Raw genomic sequence first — 20,072 nt, forward strand, 5'->3', positions numbered from 1 at the left:
ACACCTCACCTTGTAGGAGCCGGCTTGCCGGCGATAGAGCCCTTGAGTTCAATACATGTCTCAAGGCCGCCATCGCCGGCAAGCCGGCTCCTACAGGGGGGGCGGCGATCAGAAAGTGGGGGTTGAGCGGGTGACGATGGCTTCTACATCAACGCCGCGCGGCAAGGTGCCGTATGCCCGGCCTGACGATTCGCCCAGGCGGCTGGCAATGAAACCATCGCTGACTGCCGCATTCCCGGCCTCCAGCAACAACTTGGCCTGCAACGCCACGGCGATGTCCTCGGTCAATTGCCGTGCGCGGTATTGAATGTCCTGGGTGTCCATGAAGGCTGACTTCAACTGCTCGATCTGTCGCGCCAGCCGCTTGTCGCCATGCCCGTCCCCCAGCTCGACGAACAAGGCCTCCAACACACCGGGTTCTTTCGACAGTGCTCGCAATACGTCCAGGCATTGCACGTTGCCCGACCCTTCCCACGTCGAGTTCACCGGTGCCTCACGGTAGAGGCGCGGCAGGATGCTGTCTTCCACATAACCCGCACCGCCCATGCATTCAGCTGCCTCGTTGATCATCGCCGGCGCCCGCTTGCAGATCCAATACTTGCCCACCGCCGTCACCAGCCGGGCGAACTTGGCCTCCCTCTCATCGCCCAGGTGATCCAGTGCGCGCCCCATGCGCATGCTCAAGGCCAGGGCGGCCTCGCTTTCCAGGGCCAGGTCGGCCAGCACGTTTTGCATCAGCGGTTGCTCGCTGAGCACGCGCCCGCCGACCGAACGGTGGGCGCAATGATGGCTGGCCTGGGTCAGCGCCTGGCGCATCAGGGCACTGGAGCCGACCATGCAATCAAAGCGGGTCATGGCGACCATTTCGATGATGGTCGGCACGCCACGGCCTTCTTCGCCGATCATCCAGGCCAGGGCACCACGGAACTCCACTTCGCTGGAGGCGTTGGAGCAATTGCCCAGCTTGTTCTTCAGGCGCTGGATGTAAAACTCGTTGCGCGTGTCATCCGGGCGGTGCCGAGGCAGCAGGAAACAGGTCAGGCCTTTGTCGGTCTGGGCCAGGGTCAGGAAGGCATCGCACATCGGCGCCGAGCAAAACCACTTGTGGCCCACCAGTTCGTAGGCTTGCCCGGGGCCGCCCGCGCCCACGGGGTAAGCGCGGGTGGTGTTGGCGCGCACATCGGTGCCGCCTTGTTTCTCGGTCATGGCCATGCCAATGGTGGCGCCCGCCTTGTGGGCGATGCCAACGTTGCGCGGGTCGTATTGGGTGTTGAGGATTTTCGGCAGCCAGGTCTGCGCCAGGTCCGGTTGCAAACGCAGGGCCGGGACGCAGGCAAAGGTCATGGTCAACGGGCAACCGGTACCGGCTTCCGCCTGGCTGTGCAGGTAAGTCATGGCGGCGCGGGCCACATGGGCACCGGACTGCGGATGGGCCCACGGCAGGGACGGCAGGCCATGTTCAACCGCCGTGCGCATCAGCTCGTGGTACGCGGGGTGAAACTCGACCAGATCGACCCGATGACCATACCGGTCATGGCTGTTGAACACCGGCTTGTTCTGGTTCGCCAGGAACCCGGCCTCCATCAACGGCCCACCGGCCAGCGCACCGTAGGCGTCTATACGCGCCTCGGCCCAGCCCGCGCCAAAGCGTCGCGACCATTCCTGCAGGGGCAAATCGATGCGGTACAGATTGGTGCCGTCGAGCGACGGGGGCTGGTTGGTGACGTCGTGGGTTTCGGCAAATTGATGCAGGTTCATGACGGGCCTCCTGGAAAAAAGGCCGCGTTCAGTTGGGCCTGTTTTTCAGTTAAGCACCGTCATCCCCCTTAAAAAAGTGGCATACGCGCCTAATGTTCGGCGCTTTCGCCCTCTAGCGGGCACAACAAGCGACGTTCCAGCACCGCCTGCAACGCCTCGAAACGCACCGGCTTGGCCAGGCGATCGGTCACGCCAATGCCATGGCAACGCTCGCGTTCCGGGGCCTGCAACGAAGTGCTCAAGGCAATCACCGGCAGTTCGCCACAGCCCGGCAAGGCGCGGATCTGACAACACAGTGAGAAGCCGCCTTCTGGCACATCCAGTAACACAGCATCGAAGGTTTCACTCTGCAAGATCGCCAAGGCAGCCGGGCCGTTGTCCACGGTTTTGACCCGATAGCCAAGCTTGAGCAGCATGCCGCGCACGGCCAACTGGCCCACGCTGTTGTCATCCACCAGCAGTACCGCGCACTCCTGGGGCGCACGCTGACTGAATGGCTCCGGCCCGGTGGTCTTGGGCTCGGGCGCGACCTGGACGACGCTCACTTCCAACTGGAACCGACTGCCCTTGCGCGGCTCGGAATGATGGGTCAGCCGCCCGCCCAACAGCTCGATCAACTGGCGGCAGATCGCCAGGCCAATCCCCAGCCCCCCGTATTCACGGGTGGTCGAGCCATCGAGCTGGAAGAAGCGCTGGTACAGGGTGGCTTCGTCGAGGAACGCAAAGCCAATGCCGGTATCGGTGACGATAAAACTCAGGCGCAAGCTGCCATCACTGTGCGGGACGCCCACCACGCGCAGGCGCACGACCCCTTCATGGGTGAACTTGAAGGCGTTGTCCAGCAGGCAGTCCAGGCACTGGACCAGTTTGTCGGCGTCGCCCATCACGCGGTCCGGCAACTCGTCGGCCACATCAATGGAAAACGCCAGGCCCTTGCTCTGGGCGCTGGCGTTGAACTGTTGGCGCAAAGTGTCGAGCACGCCGCGCAGGCTGAAGACCTGGGCCTGGGCGCTGAGGCGGCCGGCCTGCAGTTCGGTGAGGGTGAGGATGCCGTTGACCATGCGCATCATGTCCCGCGCCGAGCCAGCGGCCGTTTGCTGGTATTGCGCGAGGTCATCGCCCAGCGGCACGGTCTGCATCAGCTCGAGGGAGCCGATCACACCATTCATCGGGGTGCGCAGTTCGTGGGTCAGGGTGGCCAGGAACTCGTCCTTGAGCCGATTGCTGCGGGCCAGTTCCTGGTTGAGCACTTCAAGCTTCTGGCTGGCGTCGAAGAGGATCTGCGCCTGCTGCTCGCGCATGCCGTTGATGCGGTCGGCCAGGGCCAGGGACAGCAACGCCACTTCGATGGCCGAGCCGATCTGGCTGGCGTACATGGTGAGGAACACGTTGGGCAGGTAGCCCAACACCATCATCGTGTTGACCACCCCGCCCAGCAGGAACGCCGACCAGGCGATGATGAAATAGCGCGCCATGCGCTGGCCGCAGCACCAGGCCTTGATCGCGGCGACAAAGATGGTCACGGTGAACACCAGCGCCAAGCCGGTGGCCAGGCGCAGCGCCACGGCGTAACTGGTCAACAGCGCCAGGGCCATCACCAGCCCGCCACACGCGGCCAGCCCCAGCAGGATCCGATCCAGCCAACGACTGTGCTGCGCGGTATGCAGGAAGCTGCGCGCAAACAGGCTGCCAAACAGCGCTGCCGAACCGATCAGGAACGGCACCGCCGCGTTCGTCCACCACGGGTTGTTTGGCCAGAAGTACTCCACGGCCACGCCATTGACCGACAACTGGTACAGGCCGAACGAGGCAATATAGAAGATGTAATAGAGGTAGCTGGTGTCGCGCACGCTCAGGTAGATGAACAGGTTGTAGATCAACATGCCGAGCAGCACGCCATAGATCGCGCCCAATACGTACAGGCGCAGCGGCTGTTCTTCCAGGTAGGCGGTGCCGGCCCACAGTGTCAACGGCGCCTGGATCGAACCTTCGCTTTGCAGGCGCAGATAGACAGTCTCCTGCTGGTCCGGCACGAAATTGAGCTTGAACAGGTAGTTGCTCTGGCGCACTTCCCGGCTGGAAAACGGCAGCGCGCTGCCGGTGCGGGTGGTGAGTCGATAGTTGCCGGTGCCGTCGTCCTGGTACAGGTCCAGGCGATTGAGCGGCGGGTAGGCCAGTTCCAGGAACCAGGTGCGCGGGGCGCGGGCATCCTTGGCGACGTAATGCAGGTCGACCTTGAGCCAGAACACCGAGCGCGAATAGCCGGCATTGAGGGTGGCTTTGTCATGAGTCTTGAATTTTGAAGCGTAGGCAGGGGAGCTGACGTCGGCGATGGTGAGGGCATCGGTAGGGTCTTCCAGCACTTGCATGACGCGGCCCAGCGGCAGGCTGCGAGTGGCCTGGTCGAACTCGATGGCGCTGGCGAGCATCGGCAGCCCGCACAAGATTAAGATCAGCAAATAGCGCATAGAGCCCCAGCGTGGCCTGTCCGGTTCTGTCAAAAGCCCCCATTCCTTTTGAGAAGACGTATACCGGCGATACAGTAAGTTGTTTGGATCCACTTTAGCATAGCCGGTACAGGCCATTAGACACCATTGAAATAATTTTTTGAAAGGCTCTAGAACAGCACTTTCAGCGACTTTTTCGGCATCAAAACGGGCTGACAAACAGCCACAAACCCTGACTGGCAGGCGGTGAAATTCCCCCCTCGCCAGACAGCCACGCAAAAAGCGTTTGGTGGTAAGCTCGCGCACCATGAATATCTACAGCTCTCGCCCCGTTGTCCTCTGTCTCTCCGGCCACGACCCAAGTGGTGGCGCCGGCTTGCAGGCAGATATCGAAGCCCTGCTCGCCCAGGGTTGCCATGCGGCCCCGGCCGTCACCGCCCTGACCGTGCAGAACACCGTCAATGTCAGCGATTTCCGCGTGCTCGACCGCGAGTGGGTACTGGCCCAGGCCAATGCCGTGCTCGGCGATTCCGAAGTGGCGGCCGTCAAGCTGGGCATGCTCGGCTCCACGGCGATGGTCGACACCGTGGTCGAACTGCTGCAGGCACACCCCCACCTGCCGGTGGTGTGCGACCCGGTGCTGCGCGCCGGTGGCGGTGGCAGCCTGGGCAAGGACGAGGTCGGTTATGCGATGCGCGAGCGGCTGTTGCCGTTGTCGCTGATCGCCACGCCGAACCTGCCCGAAGCGCGCATCCTGGCCGAGCTGCCAGACGGCACGGCCGACGAATGCGCCGAGAAGCTGCTGCCGTATATCAAGCATCTGCTGATCACCGGCGGCCACGGCGACGAGCACGAAGTGCACAACCGCCTCTACAGCCGAGACGGCACGCACCAGACCTTTACCTGCCAGCGCCTGCCGGGCAGCTACCACGGTTCGGGTTGCACGCTGGCCAGCGCACTGGCCGGGCGGATTGCCCAGGGCGAAGGCCTGGTGAGCGCCGTGCAATCGGCACTCAACTACACTTGGCGCACCCTGCGTGATGCCGAACAACTCGGCCAGGGCCAGTTCGTGCCGCGCCGCTTGCCGCTGGATTTCTGCTCGTAAGACTTAAGAGGCCTGCCCGATGAAACTACGTGGCCTGTATGCCATTACCGACAGCCAACTGTTGGCCGGCAAATTCCTCGCCTACGTCGAAGCGGCGTTGGACGGCGGCGTGACCCTGTTGCAATACCGCGACAAAAGCAGCGACGAAGCCCGGCGCCTGCGTGAAGCGGAAAAGCTGCGGGAGCTGTGCTCGCGCTACAAGACCCAGTTGATCATCAACGACGACGCCGAACTGGCCGCGCGCCTGGGCGTCGGCGTGCACCTGGGGCAAACCGACGGCCCGCTGACCCCGGCCCGTGCGCTGCTCGGGTCCAAGGCGATCATCGGTTCCACCTGCCACAGCCAGATCGAACTGGCCGAGCAGGCCGCCCGGGAAGGCGCCAGCTACGTCGCCTTTGGCCGCTTCTTCAATTCCAGTACCAAGCCCGGCGCACCTGCCGCCACCGTTGAAATGCTCGCCCAGGCCCGCGCCCGCGTGCAATTGCCGATCTGCGTGATCGGTGGCGTGACCCTGGAAAACGCCGAGCCGCTGGTGGCCCACGGTGCCGACCTGCTTGCCGTGGTGCACGGCCTGTTCGGTGCCGACAGCACCGCGGAAGTCACCCGCCGCGCCCGTGCGTTCAACGCCCTTCTGCTCCATAAATAGAAAGCAAGTTTGAATTCAGAGAGCCCCATCATGTCCCGTTCCGAAACGCTGTTTGCCAATGCCCAGAAACACATCCCCGGCGGTGTGAACTCCCCCGTGCGTGCGTTCAAGAGCGTCGGCGGCACGCCGCTGTTCTTCAAGCATGCCGAAGGCGCCTACGTTACCGACGAAGACGACAAGCGCTATGTGGACTACGTAGGTTCCTGGGGCCCGATGATCCTCGGTCACAGCCACCCAGACGTGCTGGACGCGGTGCGCAAGCAGCTGGAACACGGCTTGTCCTACGGCGCACCGACTGCCATGGAAACCGAGATGGCCGACCTGGTCTGCTCGATCGTGCCGTCGATGGAAATGGTGCGCATGGTCAGCTCCGGCACCGAAGCCACCATGAGCGCCATCCGCCTGGCCCGTGGCTTTACCGGCCGCGACAGCATCATCAAATTCGAAGGCTGCTACCACGGCCACTCCGACAGCCTGCTGGTTAAAGCCGGCTCGGGCCTGCTGACCCAAGGCGTGCCAAGCTCGGCCGGTGTACCGGCCGCGTTCGCCAAACACACCCTGACCCTGCCGTTCAACGACATTGGCGCCGTCGAGCAGATGCTCAACGAAGTGGGCCAGGACGTGGCGTGCATCATCGTCGAGCCGGTCGCCGGCAACATGAACTGCGTCCCACCGGCACCGGGTTTCCTCGAAGGCCTGCGCGCGCAGTGCGACAAGCATGGCGTGGTATTGATTTTTGACGAAGTAATGACCGGTTTCCGCGTGGCCCTCGGTGGCGCGCAAGCCTATTACGGCGTGACGCCCGACCTGAGCACCTTCGGCAAGATCATCGGCGGCGGCATGCCGGTGGGCTGCTTCGGCGGCAAGCGCGAGATCATGCAGCACATCGCCCCGCTGGGCCCGGTGTACCAGGCGGGCACTCTGTCGGGTAACCCGCTGGCCATGGCCGCCGGCCTGACCACCTTGCGCCTGATCAGCCGCCCGGGCTTCCACGCCGAGCTGACCGACTACACCACCCGCCTGCTCGACGGCCTGCAACAGCGCGCCGATGCCGCAGGCATTCCGTTCGTGACCACTCAAGCGGGCGGCATGTTCGGCCTGTACTTCAGTGGCGCCGACGACATCGTCACCTTCGACGACGTAATGGGCAGCGATGCCGACCTGTTCAAGCGCTTCTTCCACCTGATGCTGGAAGGTGGCGTGTACCTGGCGCCAAGTGCCTTCGAAGCCGGTTTCACGTCGATCGCCCACGGCGAAGCCGAGTTGAAATTGACCCTGGATGCTGCCGAACGCGCCTTCGCGGCCCTGAAATAAGTGACGATGAGGTCTGACGTTGCCCTTGGCAGCGTCAGATTTGCTACTTTGCTTACAGAGATTTCCTGCATTTTTCGAGAAATCACCTGCAATCCGGCAGATAACTTGCCCACGCAGCAGAAAAACGAGTAAAGACTTTGTAAGCAGAGGCCTGCTTATTTCATAATGCGCGCTTATTGGACCCCCGAGGGTCCGCGTGCCCCGTCAGAGGTAAGTCGATTCCCATGAAACGCACCGGCCGCACCCTGGTTCTGGGCTGCCTGTTGCTCCTTCAGCCGCTGCTGGCACATGCACAAGCAGGCGGCAACTCGTTGTTAATCCCAGCGATGGGTCGTTGCACCCTCAATACCCAGCCAGACAGCCAGGCCGAAGCCCTGAGCGCGTGCCAGAAACAGGCCGACGGCGGGGATGCGCAGGCGCAATACGAGTTGGGCGAGTACTACCACGACAGCAAGAACCCCGCCCGCGACCTCAACAAAGCCTTGAGCTATTTCGAGAAAGCCTCGTTGCAGGGCCATGCCCAGGCGCAATTCGAGCTGGGCAACATGTTCTTCAAGGGCGAAGGCGTGCCAGCCAACAACGTTCAGGCATATATCGTGCTGAAGATGGCCGCGGTCAACGGCGCTGAAGATGCGCTGGACACTGCCGACGAAGTCGCCGAGCACATGCAGCGCGATGAACTGGAAGTGGCCACCCAGGTGCTGGGCCAGATTTTCCGTAACTATCTGCAGGAATTGCAGAGTGCCGATGGGCGTTCGCCCTTCTCACCCCTCCCCTGATTTCAGCTAAACCCTTCTACCGCTATCGCTGGCAAGCCAGCTCCTACATTTGACCGAGTTCCAACGTTGGAATGCATTCAAATGTGGGAGCTGGCTTGCCTGCGAAGGCCGCGACGCGGTCTAAAGCCTTACTTTTCAGGCATTGGCATCGGGAAAGGCATCACATTGCTGGTGCCCCGGGCCTCGCTGATCTTCGGCGTACCCAGGCGCTCCACTTCATCGATGCGCACGATCGAATGCATTGGCACAAAGCTGCGCACAACGCCTTCAAACTGAGCCTTGAGCTTCTCTTCGCCCGGGTCGACGACCAACTGGGTGCGCTCGCCAAAGACGAACTCTTCCACCTCCAGGAAACCCCACAGATCGCTCTGATAGATCTGCTTGGCGTACATTTCGAACACCTGGCCCTGGTTGAGGAAAATCACCTTGTAGATTGGAGCTTCACGTTTGGTCATGGTGGGCGAATAACACATCGGGGATATAAAAGAGGGCGCGAACTATAGCATGGCACCCGATGCACAACGCTAGGAACCAATGGGCATGCCCCCTATAATGCGCGGTTCTTTACCACCAGTTGACGATTCCCATGGCCAAGAAGCTTTACATCGAAACCCACGGTTGCCAGATGAACGAGTACGACAGCTCGCGCATGGTCGATCTGCTGGGCGAACACCAGGCCCTGGAAGTCACCGCCCGCGCCGAAGATGCCGACGTAATCCTGCTCAATACCTGCTCGATCCGCGAGCGGGCCCAGGACCGTGTGTACTCCCAGCTGGGCCGCTGGCGTGAATTGAAACTGGCCAACCCGGACATGGTGATCGCCGTCGGCGGTTGCGTGGCCAGCCAGGAAGGCGCCGCCATCCGCGACCGCGCGCCCTATGTCGACGTGGTCTTCGGCCCGCAGACCCTGCACCGCCTGCCGGAAATGATCGACGCCGCGCGCATTAGCAAGTTGCCGCAGGTGGACGTGTCGTTCCCCGAAATTGAAAAATTCGACCATTTGCCCGAACCGCGCATCGACGGCCCGAGCGCCTACGTGTCGGTGATGGAAGGTTGCAGCAAGTACTGCACCTTCTGCGTGGTGCCCTACACCCGTGGCGAAGAAGTCAGCCGGCCGTTTGACGACGTGCTGTCGGAAATCATCCACCTGGCCGAAAACGGCGTGCGTGAAGTGACCCTGCTGGGCCAGAACGTCAACGGCTATCGCGGCCTGACCCACGACGGGCGTCTGGCCGATCTGGCGGAGCTGATCCGCGTGGTGGCGGCCGTAGACGGCATCGAGCGCATCCGCTACACCACCTCGCACCCGCTGGAGTTCTCCGACAGCCTGATCCAGGCCCACGCCGAAGTGCCAGAGCTGGTCAAACACCTGCATTTGCCGGTGCAATCGGGCTCGGACCGCATCCTGGCGGCGATGAAGCGCAACCACACGGCGCTGGAATACAAATCCAAACTGCGCAAGCTGCGCGCCGCCGTGCCGGGTATCTGCATCAGCTCGGACTTTATCGTCGGCTTCCCGGGTGAAACCGAGAAAGATTTCGAACAGACCATGAAGCTGATCGAAGACGTCGGTTTCGACTTCTCCTATTCCTTTGTCTACAGCCAGCGCCCGGGTACGCCTGCGGCCGATTTGGCGGACGAGACCCCGGAAGCGCTGAAAAAAGAGCGCCTCAATGCACTGCAACACCGCCTGAACCAGCAAGGGTTCGAGATCAGCCGACAAATGGTCGGGTCGATCCAGCGCATCCTGGTCACCGACTATTCGAAAAAGGACCCGGGCGAGCTGCAGGGCCGCACCGAGAACAATCGAATCGTCAACTTCCGCTGCGACAATCCAACCTTGATCGGCCAGTTTGCGGATGTGCACATCGATGCGGCGCAACCGCACTCGTTGCGCGGTTCACTGATCAACTAATCCCTGTAAACAAATGAAGATCAAAATGTGGGAGCTGGCTTGCCTGCTCCCACAGGGGTTCTTCATTGTTATTGAGATCGAGGCCAGCCGATTTAAGTGCTTTCGCACACAAGCAGCTGGCGTTATTCTCTCTTTCACCTCAACAGCCAAAGGGCGGCTAAAAGCGACCTTGAACGCACCCATTGCAGAACCCCATCGTTTTATCCTCGAGCCCTTTGAGGCTCGCCGTTTCGCCAACCTGTGCGGACAGTTCGACGAGCACCTGCGCCTGATCGAACAACGCCTGGGCATCGAGATCCGCAACCGCGGCAATCAGTTCGAGCTCATCGGTGAAACCCAGCCCACAAAATCGGCAGAAAACCTGCTGCGCCGCCTCTACCGCGAAACCAAGGGCAGTGAGCTGTCGCCGGAAACCGTGCACCTGTACTTGCAGGAATCGGCCGTGGAAGACCTGGCCAACAACCCGGTGGCCGAAGCCAGCGTGGCCCTGCGAACCAAGAAAGGCATGATTCGCCCGAAGGGCTTGAACCAGCAGAAGTACGTCAAGGCAATCCTCGGCAACGACATCAATTTCGGCATCGGACCCGCCGGTACCGGCAAGACCTACCTGGCCGTAGCCTGCGCCGTCGACGCCCTGGAGCGCGAGCAAGTGCGCCGCATCCTGCTGGTACGTCCGGCGGTCGAAGCGGGTGAAAAACTCGGCTTCCTGCCCGGCGACCTGGCCCAGAAGATCGACCCGTACCTGCGCCCGCTCTACGACGCGCTGTACGAGATGCTTGGCTTTGAATACGTGGCCAAGCTGATCGAGCGCCAGGTGATCGAGATCGCCCCGCTGGCCTACATGCGCGGTCGCACCTTGAGCAACAGTTTCATCATCCTCGACGAAAGCCAGAACACCACGGTCGAGCAGATGAAGATGTTCCTGACCCGTATCGGGTTCGGCTCCACGGCCATTATCACCGGCGACATTACCCAGGTTGACCTGCCCAGGGGTACCAAGTCGGGCCTGGGCCATGTGATTGAAGTGCTCAAGGACGTACCGGGCATCAGTTTCACGCACTTCTCGCCGAAGGACGTCGTGCGCCACCCGCTGGTGCAGCGCATTGTCGAGGCCTACGAGCGCTTCGAGCACCGTGACGACGCCCCCGCCAAGGATGTGCGCCACGATGCTTGAGCTTGACCTGCAAGTCGCCTCCGATGCACCCGCCCCCAGCGAAGAACAGTTCCGCCAGTGGTGCGCCCTGGCCCTGCGCCAGCGCACCGCCGACTCGGAACTGACCATTCGCCTGGTAGACGAGCCCGAAGGCCGTGAACTGAATCACACCTGGCGCCAAAAGGATTACGCGACCAACGTGCTGTCCTTCCCCGCCGACGTACCGGATGAGTTACTGGATATCCCGCTGCTGGGCGACCTGGTGATCTGCGTACCGGTGGTGGAACGTGAAGCCAAGGAACAAGGCAAGGAACTTGAGGCCCACTGGGCCCATCTAGTCATCCACGGCTGCTTGCATCTCTTGGGTTACGACCATATAGACGATGACGAAGCCGAGGAAATGGAAACACTGGAACAAACGTTGCTTGCAGAATTGGGTCATCCGGACCCGTATGCGGACGACGAAGCTTAAAAAACACTCAACTGTAACAATAAAGGATTCAGAGTAATCGCTATGAGCGAAGACCGATCGAGCAACGGGCAGAAGTCATGGCTGGGTAAATTGACCCAGGCTTTTGCCCACGAGCCGAAAAACCGCCAGGAGCTGCTGGAGCTTCTGCGCGAGGCCCATCAGAACAAGTTGCTGGACAGCGAAGCGCTGGCCATCGTCGAAGGCGCCATCCAGGTGGCTGACCTGCAGGTTCGGGACATCATGGTCCCGCGCTCGCAGATGATCAGCATCAAGGCGAACCAGACCCCGCGGGAATTCCTCCCGGCCGTGATCGACTCGGCGCACTCGCGCTACCCGGTGATCGGCGAAAGCCATGACGACGTCATGGGTGTCCTGCTGGCCAAGGACCTGTTGCCGCTGATCCTCAAGGAGAACGGCGACAACTTCAACATCAAGGACCTGCTGCGTCCGGCCACCTTCGTACCTGAATCCAAGCGCCTGAACGTGTTGCTGCGCGAGTTCCGCGCCAACCACAATCACATGGCCATTGTGATCGACGAATACGGCGGTGTAGCCGGCCTGGTCACCATCGAAGACGTACTGGAACAGATCGTCGGCGACATCGAAGATGAGCACGACGTCGAAGAAGACAGCTACATCAAGCCGCTGCCCAGCGGTGATTTCCTGGTCAAGGCGCTGACGCCGATCGAGAACTTCAACGAGTTCTTCGACAGCGAATTCTCCGACGATGAGTTCGACACCGTGGGCGGTCTGGTGATGAGTGCGTTTGGCCACCTGCCAAAACGTAACGAAACCACCGAAATTGGCGCGTATCGCTTCCGCATCCTGAATGCCGATAGCCGTCGTATTCACTTGATCCGCTTGACCCCTATTGCCCGCTAAGGAATGACATGCAGCGCCTAACCCGCCCCGGCTGGCCCGGTAATTTGCTGGCCGTGGTGGCCGGCGCCATAACCACCCTGGCGCTGGCGCCGTTCGACCTGTGGCCGTTTGCACTGGTGGCGGTCGGCCTGTTCTATGTCGGATTGCGGGAACTGACACCACGCCAGGCCCTGGGCCGTGGCTGGTGCTTCGGTTTCGGCCTGTTTGGCGCCGGCACCAGTTGGATCTACTACAGCATCCACCACTTCGGCGGCGCTTCGGTGTTGCTGGCCGGTTTCCTGATGCTGCTGTTTACCGCCGCCATTGCCTGGTTCTTCGCCCTGCCCGCCTGGCTGTGGGCACGCTGGTTGCGGCGCAATGAGGCGCCGCTGGCCGATGCGTTGACCTTTGCAGCGTTGTGGGTAGGCCAGGAAGCGTTTCGCGGCTGGTTCCTCACCGGTTTCCCGTGGCTTTACTCCGGTTACAGCCAGCTCGACGGCCCTCTCACCGGCCTCGCGCCGCTGGGTGGTATGTGGCTGATCTCGTTTGCGCTGGCGCTGACCGCCGCCGTGCTGTGCAACCTGCCGCGCCTGCTGGCAAGCAAGCGCAACGGTTTTATTGGCGCTGGCCTGGTACTGCTGGTAGCGCCGTGGGCGATTGGCCTGGCGCTCAAGCATCACGCCTGGACCACCCCGTCCGGCGCGCCGCTGAGCGTCGCCGCTATCCAGGGCAACGTCGAACAAAGCATGAAGTGGGACCCGGAACAACTCAACGCGCAGTTGGCGCTGTACCGTGACATGAGCTTCAGCTCCAAGCGCGTCGACCTGCTGGTATGGCCGGAAACGGCGGTGCCGGTGCTCAAGGAGTCGGTGGAAGGTTACCTGGGCATGATGGGCAAGTTTGCCGCCGACCGGCATACCGCGCTGATCACTGGCGTGCCGATCCGCCAGGAAGTGCACCACCAGAAGCGCTACTTCAACGGCATCACGGTGGTGGGTGAAGGCGACGGCACTTACCTCAAGCAGAAGCTGGTGCCATTCGGTGAGTACGTCCCCCTGCAAGACATGCTGCGCGGCTTGATCGCCTTCTTTGACTTGCCGATGTCGGACTTCGCTCGCGGCCCGTCCGACCAGGCGATGCTGCAGGCCAAGGGCTATCAGATTGCGCCGTTCATCTGCTACGAAGTGGTGTACCCGGAGTTCGCCGCAGGCCTCTCAGCCCAGAGCGACTTGCTGCTGACCATCAGCAACGACACCTGGTTCGGCCGCTCCATTGGCCCGTTGCAGCACCTGCAGATGGCGCAGATGCGCGCACTGGAAGCCGGGCGCTGGATGATCCGCGCCACCAACAATGGCGTGACTGGCCTGATCAACCCCTTCGGGCAGATCACCGCGCAGATCCCGCAATTCGAACGCGGCATTCTGTATGGCGAAGTGGTGCCGATGCACAACCTCACGCCGTACCTGCAATGGCGTTCGTGGCCGTTGATCATCCTGTGCCTGGGGCTGTTTGGCTGGGCGTTGCTGGCGGGGCGGATGGCCAAAACCGTCTAACTGACACACATACAACCAATGTGGGAGCTGGCTTGCCTGCGATGCAGACACCTCGGTGTATCAGATGCACCAGGGTGATGCTATCGCAGGCAAGCCAGCTCCCACACAAGCCAGCTCCCACATTTGCCCTACGGTGTTACTTGTAAAACAGCCGATACCCCACCTGCCCCACCGCCTCATTGATCAACTGCCCACTGCGCCACACCGACACGAACTCCGGCATCCAGCCGCCCAGCGGCCGGGCGTTATCCACGCCCAGGAACCCCACCGGCGCCGGCACCACCGTGAAGCCCGCCTTTTCAAAGCTCCACACCGACCGCGGCATATGCCACGCCTGGGTCACCACCACCACGCGCTTGATGCCCTGAGGCAATAGAATCTCAGCGCTCATTTGGGCGTTTTCCCAGGTAGTACGGCTGCGCTCTTCCTTCCAGCGCACGTCTACACCGAAATCATCCCTCATCGACACGGCCATCAATTCGGCTTCACTCGGCGGAGTGCCATAGTGCAACCCTCCGGTGGTCAGCACCGGCAGCCCCGACGCCTTGGCCAGCCGCGCGGCATACCGCTGACGCTCCAGCCCAATACCGGTGGGCTGGTCGCTGCCCCACGCCGGGTCGCCACGTTCACGCCCCGAGCCCAGCACCACAATGGCATCCGCCCGTTGGGCCAGCGTCGCCCACTCTTCACGGGCCAGCGGCGACTCGGTCTCCAGCGCGTGCGCGCCCCATTGCACTACCACCGGCAGGCTCATCAACCACATTCCGCCAAACCCTACGGCAAAGCAGAAACCCGCCAGGCGCGGCCGGCGCTTTCTGCACCACCAGGCAAACGCCAGCAACAGCAAGAAAATGCCAGGCGGCAAAAGCAATTGTTTAATGAAATAACGAATAGGCATCGGGCATCTCCATAGATGCCCGAAGCCTAGATGCAACGGGATTTAGCGACAATCTTTACCTACACACTTTCTGTGACAGTACACAGTGAGAAGGCTAACGGGTAACGCTATGCTTCACTTGCTCCGAACGGCTCGGAGCTTTTCCGGGCCGCGGCCGGCAGACAAGTCCTTCAGCCAGATCACCTTGGCCGAACGCGAGGGCTCTTGAGCAGGCGGGGAAGCCTGCGCAGGAGAGGCGCGGTGGTGATTCAATTCCAGGTAAACCTTGATCAGTTCAAGTTCTGCCTGGCTCAAGCCTCGCAACTCCAGCTCCAGAGGCCGCTCATCACGCAAACGGCCTGCGGTTCTTGCGGCATCCAATGCCCGACCCAATCGGTCGATCAGTCCCTCATACAACTGCGGTTTCGTTAAAGTTCGCTGCGATTCAACCATCCCCTCACCTCATTGAAGAAATACTTGCTCCCCACTAAACAGCGTAGTCCCCATGGCTGCGCACGCCTGGCGCCGCGACAGACGGCCCTGGCAGCGCAATCAGGGTTTCCCTCGATAGAGTGGGGTCATGTATGCTACGGCGCTTCCTGTAACTCCACTTCCCGCAGGGTTTGGGCACGGACGCGCCGCTTTTTGGTGTCGATGAACCTGAATGTTGCACCGAAGAGGATTAGGCCACCCCTATTCAGTTCAAAAGTAGCCATGCACGAACAATATCAGCCCCGTGAAATAGAAAATGCCGCCCAAACCTTCTGGGACGAGCAAAAGTCCTTTGAAGTCAGTGAACAGCCAGGCAAGGAGACTTACTACTGCCTATCGATGTTCCCTTACCCCAGCGGCAAGCTACACATGGGGCACGTGCGCAACTACACCATCGGTGACGTGATTTCCCGCTACCAGCGCATGCAAGGCAAGAACGTCCTGCAACCCATGGGTTGGGACGCCTTCGGCATGCCGGCGGAAAACGCCGCGATGAAAAACAACGTGGCCCCCGCCAAGTGGACCTACGAAAACATCGCCTACATGAAGACCCAGCTGCGCAGCCTGGGCCTGGCGGTGGACTGGTCCCGCGAAGTGACCACCTGCAAGCCGGATTACTACCGCTGGGAACAATGGCTGTTCACCCGCCTGTTCGAAAAAGGTGTGATCTACAAGAAAAGCGGCACCGTGAACTGGGACCCGCTGGACCAGACCGTACTGGCCAACGAGCAAGTGATCGACGGTCGCGGCTGGCGTTCCGGCGCGCTGATCGAAAAGCGCGAAATCCCGATGTACTACTTCAAGATCACCGCCTACGCGGATGAACTCTTGTCGAGCCTCGACGACCTGCCGGGCTGGCCTGAACAGGTCAAGACCATGCAGCGCAACTGGATCGGCAAATCCAAGGGCATGGAAGTGCAGTTCCCGTACAACGTCGACTCGATCGGCGAAGCGGGCGCACTCAAAGTCTTCACCACCCGCCCCGATACCCTGATGGGCGCGACCTACGTCGCCGTGGCCGCCGAACACCCGCTGGCCACCCAGGCCGCGCAGAACAACCCTGAGCTGCAGGCGTTCATCGCCGAATGCAAAGGCGGCAGCGTGGCCGAAGCCGACGTCGCCACCCAGGAGAAAAAAGGCCTGCCAACGGGCCTGTTCGTCGAGCACCCACTGACCGGCGAGAAGTTGCCGGTATGGGTCGCCAACTATGTGCTGATGCACTACGGCGATGGCGCCGTAATGGCAGTGCCGGCCCACGACGAGCGCGATTTTGAATTCGCCACCAAGTACAGCCTGCCGATCAAATCCGTGGTGCGTACCAGTTCCGGCGACACCAACCCGGCGCCGTGGCAAGACGCCTACGGTGAGCACGGCACCCTGATCAATTCCGGCGAGTTCGATGGCCTGGATTTCCAGGGCGCCTTCGACGCCATGGAAGTGGCACTGATCAAGAAGAACCTGGGCGCCTCGCGCACCCAGTTCCGCCTGCGCGACTGGGGCATCAGCCGCCAGCGCTACTGGGGCTGCCCGATCCCGATCATCCACTGCGAAAGCTGTGGCGACGTGCCAGTCCCCGAAGACCAACTGCCGGTCGTCCTGCCGGAAGACGTGGTGCCGGACGGCGCAGGCTCGCCCCTGGCGCGCATGCCCGAGTTCTACGAGTGCAGCTGCCCCAAATGCGGTCAGCCTGCCAAGCGTGAAACCGACACCATGGACACCTTCGTCGAGTCGTCGTGGTACTACGCCCGCTACGCCTCGCCGCACTATGAAGGCGGCCTGGTGGAGAAATCCGCGGCCGACCACTGGTTGCCGGTCGATCAGTACATCGGCGGGATCGAACACGCCATTCTTCACCTGCTGTACGCGCGCTTCTTCCACAAGCTGATGCGCGACGAAGGCCTGGTGAGTTCCGATGAGCCGTTCAAGAACCTGCTGACCCAGGGCATGGTGGTCGCCGAGACTTACTATCGCCGCGAAGCCAACGGTGCCTACACCTGGTACAACCCGGCCGACGTCGAGCTTGAGCGCGACAGCAAAGCCAAGGTCATCAGCGCCAAGCTGATCGCCGACGGCCTGCCGGTAGAGATCGGTGGCACCGAGAAGATGGCCAAGTCGAAGAACAACGGTGTTGATCCACAGTCGATGATCGACCAGTTCGGCGCCGACACCTGCCGCCTGTTCATGATGTTCGCTTCGCCGCCTGACATGAGCGCCGAATGGTCCGACTCCGGCGTCGAAGGCTCGCACCGCTTCCTCAAGCGCGTCTGGCGCCTGGCGCACGCCCACATCAGCCAAGGCTTGCCGGGCAAGCTGGACGTGGCAGCGTTGAGCGACGAGCAGAAAGTCATTCGCCGCAGCACTCACCTGGCCATCAAGCAAGCCAGCCAGGACGTGGGCCAGAACCACAAGTTCAACACCGCCATCGCCCAGGTGATGACCCTGATGAACGTGCTGGAAAAAGCGCCGCAAGCCACCGAGCAGGACCGCGCACTGATTCAGGAAGGCCTGGAAACGGTCACCCTGCTGCTGGCACCGATCACGCCGCACATCAGCCACGACCTGTGGAACCGCCTGGGCCACAGCGATGCCGTCATCGACGCACGCTGGCCGGTACAGGACGACAGCGCGCTGGTTCAGGACACGCTGCAACTGGTCATCCAGGTCAACGGTAAACTGCGCGGCCAGATCGACATGCCGGCCAGCGCCAGCCGCGAAGACGTTGAGGCGGCCGCCCGCGTCAACGAAAACGTGCTGCGCTTTACCGAAGGCCTGACGATCCGCAAAGTGATCGTGGTGCCTGGCAAGCTGGTCAATATCGTCGCTAGCTAATCGGATCGGGCGCTGGGCCTGAGCCCTGCGCCGAACTAAACCTTTAGGGCCTCGATAAGGCCCACATGGTTTCAAGGGGAGCAACAAAATGATCAAACGCAATTTGCTGGTGATGGGCCTCGCCGTTCTTCTGAGCGCTTGCGGCTTCCAGCTGCGCGGCACCGGCACCGACGATCTGACGATCAAGGAGCTGGACGTCAGCGCCCGCGACTCCTACGGCACCACCGTGGTTCAGTTGCGTCAGGTCCTGGAAAACAGCGGTGTGCACGTTTATAACGGCGCGCCTTACAAGCTGTTCCTGGCCGATGAAAAAGAAACCCAGCGCAACCTGAGCTACGCCAGTGCCGGCCGCTCTTCGGAAGTCGAACTGAGCACCGAACTGTTCTTCCAGATCCAGGGCCGTGATCACTTGCCGCTGATGGCCGACAAGATCCAGGTACAGAAAATCGTTACCCACGATGGCAACAACCTGGTGGGCTCGGACTCGGAAATCATCCAGGTCCGCAAGGAAATGCGCCGTGAGCTGGTGCAACGCATGGTCCTGCGCCTGTCGTTGTTCACCCCGCAACAACTCGATGCCCTGCAGCAAACCGCCGACAACAAGGCCAAGGCCGATGCTGACGCGCTGAAAGCGGCACAAGAGTACGAAGACAACACGCCGAAACAGTCGCCTGTTGAAGTCCCTGTCGAGTAAACCAGACGGGGCGCCTCTGGCGCCCCGTTCGACCCGCCTATGAAACTCGCCCCCGCCCAACTCGCCAAACACCTGCAAGGTGGCCTCGCGCCTGTGTACATCGTCAGTGGCGATGACCCACTGCTGTGCCAGGAAGCCGCCGACGCCATTCGCAGCGCTGCGCGCAAGCAAGGTTTCGATGAACGCCAGGTGTTCAGCGCCGACGCCAGTTTCGACTGGGGGACGCTGCTGCAAGCCGGTGCGAGCATGTCGTTGTTTGCCGAAAAACGCCTGCTGGAACTGCGCCTGCCGTCCGGCAAGCCGGGCGACAAGGGCGCGTCGGCCCTGATGGAATACTGCGCACGTCCCGCCGAAGACACGGTACTGCTGATCAGCCTGCCCAAGCTCGACGGCAGTGCGCAGAAAACCAAATGGGGCAAAGCCCTGGTGGAAGGGGCGCAAACCCAGTTCATCCAGATCTGGCCGGTGGACAGCAGCCAACTGCCGCAGTGGATTCGCCAACGCCTGTCCCAATCGGGGCTGTCGGCGACACAGGATGCGGTAGAGCTGATCGCCGCCCGGGTCGAAGGCAACCTGCTCGCTGCCGCCCAGGAGATCGAAAAGCTCAAGCTGATGGCCGAAGACGGCCAGATCACGGTCGAAACCGTGCAAGGCGCGGTGGCCGACAGTGCGCGCTTTGACGTGTTCGGGCTGGTGGATGCGATCCTCAACGGCGAACCGGCCCACGCCCTGCGCATGCTCGAAGGCCTGCGCGGCGAAGGGGTGGAGCCACCGGTGATTCTCTGGGCCCTGGCCCGGGAGCTGCGGGTGCTGGCCAACATTTCCCTGCAATACAGCCAGGGCACGCCGCTGGACAAGGCGTTCAGCCAGGCCAAGCCGCCTGTCTGGGACAAACGCAAACCCCTGATGAGCAAGGCGCTGCAACGGCACTCGGCGCAACGCTGGGCGCAGCTGTTGCTGGAGGCGCAGCGCATCGATGCGCAGATCAAGGGGCAGGCGGCGGGTTCTCCATGGATGAGCCTGAGCCGGTTGTCGCTGCTGATGGCCGGCCAGCGTCTGGCACTCCCCGCCGAATAATGCCTCCCAGACACTGCATTCCCTGTGGGAGCTGGGGGGGGGGGGGGGGGGGGGGGGGGGGGGGGGGGGGGGGGGGGGGGGGGGGGGGGGGGGGGGGGGG

General features: G+C 62.0%; 17 protein-coding genes. 12 read left to right on the forward strand and 5 right to left on the reverse strand.

Annotated features, from left to right (window positions below):
• Nucleotides 1–108: 108 nt before the first annotated feature.
• Nucleotides 109–1,758, reverse strand: a complete 1,650-nt coding sequence (locus AC07OV_RS14185) for an acyl-CoA dehydrogenase family protein (protein WP_495092437.1) — start codon at nt 1,756–1,758, stop codon at nt 109–111.
• 89 nt (nt 1,759–1,847) lie between these two features.
• Nucleotides 1,848–4,226: a hybrid sensor histidine kinase/response regulator gene (locus AC07OV_RS14190; RefSeq protein WP_495092438.1), complete on the reverse strand. Its 2,379-nt coding sequence runs from the start codon at nt 4,224–4,226 to the stop codon at nt 1,848–1,850.
• Nucleotides 4,227–4,512: 286 nt separating this feature from the next.
• On the opposite strand from AC07OV_RS14190, the gene AC07OV_RS14195 reads away from it, so the two are divergent.
• The 4 genes from AC07OV_RS14195 (at nt 4,513) to AC07OV_RS14210 (ending at nt 8,049) form a co-directional block, all read left to right on the forward strand.
• Nucleotides 4,513–5,310, forward strand: a complete 798-nt coding sequence (locus tag AC07OV_RS14195; protein WP_176998513.1) for a hydroxymethylpyrimidine/phosphomethylpyrimidine kinase — start codon at nt 4,513–4,515, stop codon at nt 5,308–5,310.
• A 19-nt stretch (nt 5,311–5,329) separates the two neighbouring features.
• Nucleotides 5,330–5,956 (forward strand): thiamine phosphate synthase, encoded by a 627-nt coding sequence (gene thiE, locus AC07OV_RS14200; protein WP_495092439.1) that lies wholly within the window; start codon nt 5,330–5,332, stop codon nt 5,954–5,956.
• Nucleotides 5,957–5,986: 30 nt separating this feature from the next.
• Entirely contained in the window at nt 5,987–7,270 is a 1,284-nt protein-coding gene (hemL, locus tag AC07OV_RS14205; RefSeq protein WP_176998515.1) for a glutamate-1-semialdehyde 2,1-aminomutase, read from the forward strand.
• Between the two features lie 224 nt (nt 7,271–7,494).
• Complete coding sequence (locus tag AC07OV_RS14210) at nt 7,495–8,049, forward strand: tetratricopeptide repeat protein (protein ID WP_176998516.1); 555 nt, start codon at nt 7,495–7,497, stop codon at nt 8,047–8,049.
• Nucleotides 8,050–8,177: 128 nt separating this feature from the next.
• Here AC07OV_RS14210 and AC07OV_RS14215 read toward each other — a convergent pair whose 3' ends face one another.
• The gene (locus tag AC07OV_RS14215; protein ID WP_003194436.1) at nt 8,178–8,504 is read right to left on the reverse strand and encodes a DUF1820 family protein; all 327 of its coding nucleotides are present in this window, start codon (nt 8,502–8,504) and stop codon (nt 8,178–8,180) included.
• Between the two features lie 131 nt (nt 8,505–8,635).
• Between AC07OV_RS14215 and miaB the strand changes: the two genes are divergently transcribed.
• From miaB to lnt, 5 genes are all read left to right on the forward strand, one after another.
• Entirely contained in the window at nt 8,636–9,964 is a 1,329-nt protein-coding gene (gene miaB / locus AC07OV_RS14220) for a tRNA (N6-isopentenyl adenosine(37)-C2)-methylthiotransferase MiaB (protein ID WP_176998517.1), read from the forward strand.
• A gap of 169 nt (nt 9,965–10,133) precedes the next feature.
• On the forward strand, nt 10,134–11,138 hold the full coding sequence (locus AC07OV_RS14225; RefSeq protein WP_176998518.1) for a PhoH family protein: 1,005 nt from the start codon (nt 10,134–10,136) through the stop codon (nt 11,136–11,138).
• On the forward strand, nt 11,131–11,589 hold the full coding sequence (gene ybeY / locus AC07OV_RS14230; protein ID WP_176998519.1) for an rRNA maturation RNase YbeY: 459 nt from the start codon (nt 11,131–11,133) through the stop codon (nt 11,587–11,589). Before AC07OV_RS14225 ends, ybeY begins: the two co-directional genes overlap by 8 nt.
• 42 nt (nt 11,590–11,631) lie before the next feature.
• Nucleotides 11,632–12,471 carry a CorC family transporter gene (locus AC07OV_RS14235; RefSeq protein ID WP_176998520.1) on the forward strand — a complete coding sequence of 280 codons (840 nt, stop codon included), beginning with the start codon at nt 11,632–11,634 and terminating at the stop codon, nt 12,469–12,471.
• A gap of 8 nt (nt 12,472–12,479) precedes the next feature.
• Nucleotides 12,480–14,003, forward strand: a complete 1,524-nt coding sequence (gene lnt, locus AC07OV_RS14240; RefSeq protein WP_494998345.1) for an apolipoprotein N-acyltransferase — start codon at nt 12,480–12,482, stop codon at nt 14,001–14,003.
• Nucleotides 14,004–14,139: 136 nt separating this feature from the next.
• Here lnt and AC07OV_RS14245 read toward each other — a convergent pair whose 3' ends face one another.
• Both AC07OV_RS14245 and AC07OV_RS14250 read right to left on the reverse strand, forming a co-directional pair.
• Nucleotides 14,140–14,901: a YdcF family protein gene (locus tag AC07OV_RS14245; protein ID WP_495092440.1), complete on the reverse strand. Its 762-nt coding sequence runs from the start codon at nt 14,899–14,901 to the stop codon at nt 14,140–14,142.
• Between the two features lie 114 nt (nt 14,902–15,015).
• Nucleotides 15,016–15,333: a hypothetical protein gene (locus tag AC07OV_RS14250; RefSeq protein WP_176998523.1), complete on the reverse strand. Its 318-nt coding sequence runs from the start codon at nt 15,331–15,333 to the stop codon at nt 15,016–15,018.
• A 261-nt stretch (nt 15,334–15,594) separates the two neighbouring features.
• Between AC07OV_RS14250 and leuS the strand changes: the two genes are divergently transcribed.
• The 3 genes from leuS (at nt 15,595) to holA (ending at nt 19,972) form a co-directional block, all read left to right on the forward strand.
• Nucleotides 15,595–18,201: a leucine--tRNA ligase gene (leuS, locus tag AC07OV_RS14255; RefSeq protein WP_494998347.1), complete on the forward strand. Its 2,607-nt coding sequence runs from the start codon at nt 15,595–15,597 to the stop codon at nt 18,199–18,201.
• Between the two features lie 88 nt (nt 18,202–18,289).
• Nucleotides 18,290–18,895: an LPS-assembly lipoprotein LptE gene (locus AC07OV_RS14260; RefSeq protein ID WP_494998348.1), complete on the forward strand. Its 606-nt coding sequence runs from the start codon at nt 18,290–18,292 to the stop codon at nt 18,893–18,895.
• A gap of 39 nt (nt 18,896–18,934) precedes the next feature.
• Complete coding sequence (holA, locus tag AC07OV_RS14265; RefSeq protein ID WP_494998349.1) at nt 18,935–19,972, forward strand: DNA polymerase III subunit delta; 1,038 nt, start codon at nt 18,935–18,937, stop codon at nt 19,970–19,972.
• Nucleotides 19,973–20,072: the final 100 nt, after the last annotated feature.

It is taken from the genome of Pseudomonas sp. GW821-FHT09A09, from assembly GCF_059418405.1.